The sequence below is a fragment of the Actinomycetota bacterium genome (genome assembly GCA_005774595.1).
Lineage (GTDB): Bacteria > Actinomycetota > Coriobacteriia > Anaerosomatales > D1FN1-002 > D1FN1-002.
In genome coordinates this window covers 1-3791 of sequence record VAUM01000191.1, presented here as the reverse complement: position 1 = coordinate 3791, position 3791 = coordinate 1, and the positions used below count along the sequence as shown (strand labels likewise).

The window sequence follows — 3791 nt, the reverse complement described above, 5'->3', positions numbered from 1 at the left end:
GCCACACATCGCGCATGCGCCCTCCTCCGCCCCCGCCCTCCTGCGCATCTCGCGCGGTCGCAGGTGATCGAGGGCGAACGCGTACTGCGCCTCCCAGTCGAGCGCCTTGCGCGCGCGCGACATCGCGTCGTCGCGGTCCCGAGCGCCGGGAATGGCCTTCGCGATGTCCCCGGCGTGTGCCGCGATACGGGCCGCGATCACGCCCTCGGCGACGTCGTCCGTGTCGGGCAGACACACGTGCTCGGCCCGGGTCACGTAGCAGAGGAAGTCGGCGCCCGCGGCGGCCGCGGCTGCGCCACCGATGGACGCCGTGATGTGATCGTAGCCTGGAGCGATGTCGACCACGAGCGGGCCGAGAACGTACAGCGGCGCCCCGTCGCACGCCTCCTTCAGGTCGCGTATCTGGCTCGCCACCCGATGCAGCGGGACATGTCCGGGCCCCTCGACCATGGCTTGGACGCCGGCGTCCCTGCAGCGGCGCACCAGCTCACCGAGCACGCGCGCCTCGCGCGTCTGCAGCCCGTCACCCGCATCGGCAAGGGCACCAGGGCGGAGGGAGTCTCCCAAGGAGATGGTGACGTCGTGGCGGCGGCAGACCTCGAGCACCTCGTCGAAGCGCTCGAACAGCGGGTTCTCGGCATCGTGGGCGACCATCCACGCCGCCAACAGCGCGCCACCGCGCGAGACGATGCCCGCGAGCCGATCCGAGGCAAGCGCCGACTCCGCCTGCTCGCGCGTCAGTGCAGCGTGGATGGTCTGGAAGTCCACACCCTCCTCGGCCTGCCGTCGTACGACCCCGAGCAGATCGTCGGCGGTCATCTCCTCGACCGCGGCGCCGGCGCGCACCGCCGCCTCGTAGACCGGCACCGTGCCCAACGGGACCGGACAGAGCGCGAGCAGCGCGCGGCGCATCGCAACGAGATCGCCGCCGGTCGAGAGGTCCATCACCCCGTCCGCGCCGGCGCGCACGGCTGCGTCGAGCTTGCGAAGCTCCTCCTCCGGGCTCGACGCGTCCTCGGACGCGCCGATGTTGGCGTTGACCTTGGTGCGCAGACCCTCGCCCACGGCGACCGGCCGGACCACGCCTCTCCGGGACCTGTTGGCCAGAATGGCGACGCGCCCCGCGAGAATCGCCTCGGCAAGGGCGTCGACGCCCACGCCCTCGGCCACCGCCGCTTCAGCAAGGCCCACAACCTCCCGGCCGGCTCGGATGTCGTCGATCGTGCTCATCGCACGCTCCCGTCCACACGGGCGCGGTACGGCTCCGCGTTCCCCGCTTCCATCCGCTCGCGCAGGCGACGCGCGGCAGCGGCCATGTCGCCCGCCTCGGCGATCGCCGACTTCACGCACACAGCGGAAGGACCGCACGCCACGACTGATCCGATCCGCGCCTCATCGATGCCGCCGATGGCTGCGACGGGGACGCTCGCGACGAGCAGTGCTTCGCGGAGTCCGCCAAGACCGATCACCCGCTTGTGCGAGTGCTCGCACGATGTCTCGTATACAGGCCCGCACCCGATGTAGCCTGCGCCAAGCGCGAGCGCAGCGGGCACGTGCACCGCCCCGTTGCACGACACGCCGAACAAGGCGGGCCAGGTGGGACGCCAGTCGTCGAGCTGGGCGAGGTCGCTCTGACCGACGTGCAGGCCGTCTGCGCGCAGCCGCATCGCAACGTGCGCGCGATCGTTCACGATGAAGGTCGCGCCAGCCTCGGCGCACAGGCGCTGCACCTCTCGGGCGAGCTCCGCGAACGCCTCCTCCGGCAGACTCTTGTCGCGGAACTGCACGGTCCGTACGCCACCGTCGAGTGCAGCGGCCGTGACGCCGAGATGTGATCGCTCGGCCGACCCGTCGGACGTGATCAGATACAGGCCATCGATCCTCGGCCGCTCATCCGTTCCAGTGGGCCCCACGCACGCCTCCTCGATTCCGCGGCTGTGCGGGTCGCGCGCGCTGCTGACGGGGCGACGGGGCCTAGGAATGCGAGAGCCGTTCTCTCCCTGCAACACCGAACGGCTCGATGACGTCCTTGGGGCCTTCCCTGCGCTGGCATTACCCAGTCATGCGCGCGCACCGCGCATCAGGTTCACACGGTCGGAAGGTTGGCCTTCCCTCTCAGCCGCCTGTCAGCAGCTCCCGCATCCTCGATCGGCACAATGGTAGACAACGCAAGTGGGTGAGGCAACGGGGGAGCGAGTTGATACCTCGACAACCCCTCGTTCAGAGCTCATGTTTGCAGAGTGTTTGCAGTTGACCCAACAGCTACGTTGCCCCCGCGTCCCTCATCGGGACGCGGGGGCAACGTTTGCGCTGCTCTGTGGCGGAGGGGGTGGGATTCGAACCCACGTACGGGGGGTTGCCCCGTAAACGGTTTTCGAGACCGCCGCATTCAACCACTCTGCCACCCCTCCGCTAGGGGTGTGCGCCGTCAGGCGCGACGCGCAGTATAGCGCGCGTGAGCGGTGCGCGTCAGTCCCAGGTGAGGTCGTGGGTGAGGTCGAACACGAACTCGTCGGAGGCGACGACCCCGGACTCGTAGTGGCGCTCGGTCACCCTCGCCCGCTGGGCGCCGAACCGCGTGATCGCCCGCTCGATCCAGCCGGAGATCGACGCCGCCCCGTAGGTCAGGTCGGCGAACCCGCGCATCGTGAGCACACCGCCCTTCCCCGAGGGGTCCGGCACCGTCTCGTACGTGACCCCCGTGTACGACGACGAGATGATGCTGCCTGCGCGTGCGAACGCTTGAGACGGCGAGACGAACCTCGCGAAGATGCTGAAGACGCCGTCGAGCATGTCGTCGGCCTGGGCGCGGCCCATCTCGCGCATCGCCTCGCCCATGCGCCGCGCATCACCAGCGAACCGGTCGCGGCAGACGAAGGCGAAGATCTTGCCGTCGATGGCGATGGGGTACTGGGTCGACTTCGACACGTTGAGCACGACGGCGCGCTCGTCGTCGGACAACGACCGCAGCGCCCGTTCCCACACGTCCTCGCCGAAGCGCAGACGGATGTGGTCGTGTCCGGCCTTCGCGATCGTGCCCTTGGCCATCGTCGACATCGCGGACCCTCCCCGTATGGCGGACTTCGCCGATGACAGCGCGAAGACCCGCGGACGCGACGCGGGCGGCCCGTCTTCGTCCGGCGGACCGCCCGCTCATGTTCGCGATGGATGGCGGAGAGTCAGGGATTCGAACCCTGGGTACGGTTCAACACCGCACACACGATTTCCAGTCGTGCTCCTTCAACCACTCGGACAACTCTCCGCTGGTGTCGCGGTCGCCCGCGGCAAGCGGGAGTATAGTCGCGTCGGGGAGGCGGCGGCAACGAGCCGTGATGGCATGAGCGCGAGAGGCGGAGCAGCCGATGGACGCACTCGACGAGTACCGCCGCAAGCGCGACTGCGAGTCCACGCCCGAGCCGTGCGAGGACGTCGCACCCGCAGCTCCGCACGCAGGCGGGCTCGCCTACGTGATCCACAAGCACGCCGCGCGGCAGCTGCACTACGACCTGCGCCTGGAACTCGACGGCGTCCTGCTGTCGTGGGCGGTGCCGAAGGGACCGTCGCTCGACCCGGCCGACAAGCGCCTCGCGATGCGCGTCGAGGACCACCCGCTCGACTACGCCCCGTTCGAGGGCACGATCCCCGAGGGCGAGTACGGCGGCGGCACCGTGATGGTGTGGGACCGGGGCTCGTGGGAACCGCTGGGCGACGCGGCTGCCGGGCTGGCGAAGGACGACCTCGAGTTCACGATCGCCGGCGAGAAGCTCTCCGGCTCCTGGGCGCTCGTACGC

4 protein-coding genes and 2 tRNA genes are annotated in these 3791 nt (G+C 69.8%); 1 reads left to right on the top strand and 5 read right to left on the bottom strand.

Going from position 1 to position 3791, the window contains the following annotated elements:
• The 5 genes from thiC to FDZ70_07625 form a co-directional block, all read right to left on the bottom strand.
• Positions 1-1230, bottom strand: a 1230-nt coding sequence (gene thiC / locus FDZ70_07645) for a phosphomethylpyrimidine synthase ThiC (GenBank protein TLM73623.1), incomplete at its 3' end; no start/stop codon positions are given.
• Positions 1227-2060 carry a thiamine phosphate synthase gene (gene thiE / locus FDZ70_07640; protein ID TLM73622.1) on the bottom strand — a complete coding sequence of 278 codons (834 nt, stop codon included), beginning with the start codon at positions 2058-2060 and terminating at the stop codon, positions 1227-1229. The genes thiC and thiE, both read right to left, overlap by 4 nt.
• A gap of 258 nt (positions 2061-2318) precedes the next feature.
• Positions 2319-2411: transfer RNA gene (locus FDZ70_07635), tRNA-Ser, on the bottom strand.
• 58 nt (positions 2412-2469) lie between these two features.
• Positions 2470-3057 carry a hypothetical protein gene (locus FDZ70_07630; GenBank protein TLM73621.1) on the bottom strand — a complete coding sequence of 196 codons (588 nt, stop codon included), beginning with the start codon at positions 3055-3057 and terminating at the stop codon, positions 2470-2472.
• Positions 3058-3169: 112 nt separating this feature from the next.
• Positions 3170-3262: transfer RNA gene (locus FDZ70_07625), tRNA-Ser, on the bottom strand.
• Between the two features lie 100 nt (positions 3263-3362).
• On the opposite strand from FDZ70_07625, the gene ligD reads away from it, so the two are divergent.
• Positions 3363-3791 (top strand): ATP-dependent DNA ligase (gene ligD, locus FDZ70_07620; protein ID TLM73620.1); only part of this gene is annotated, 429 nt, incomplete at its 3' end.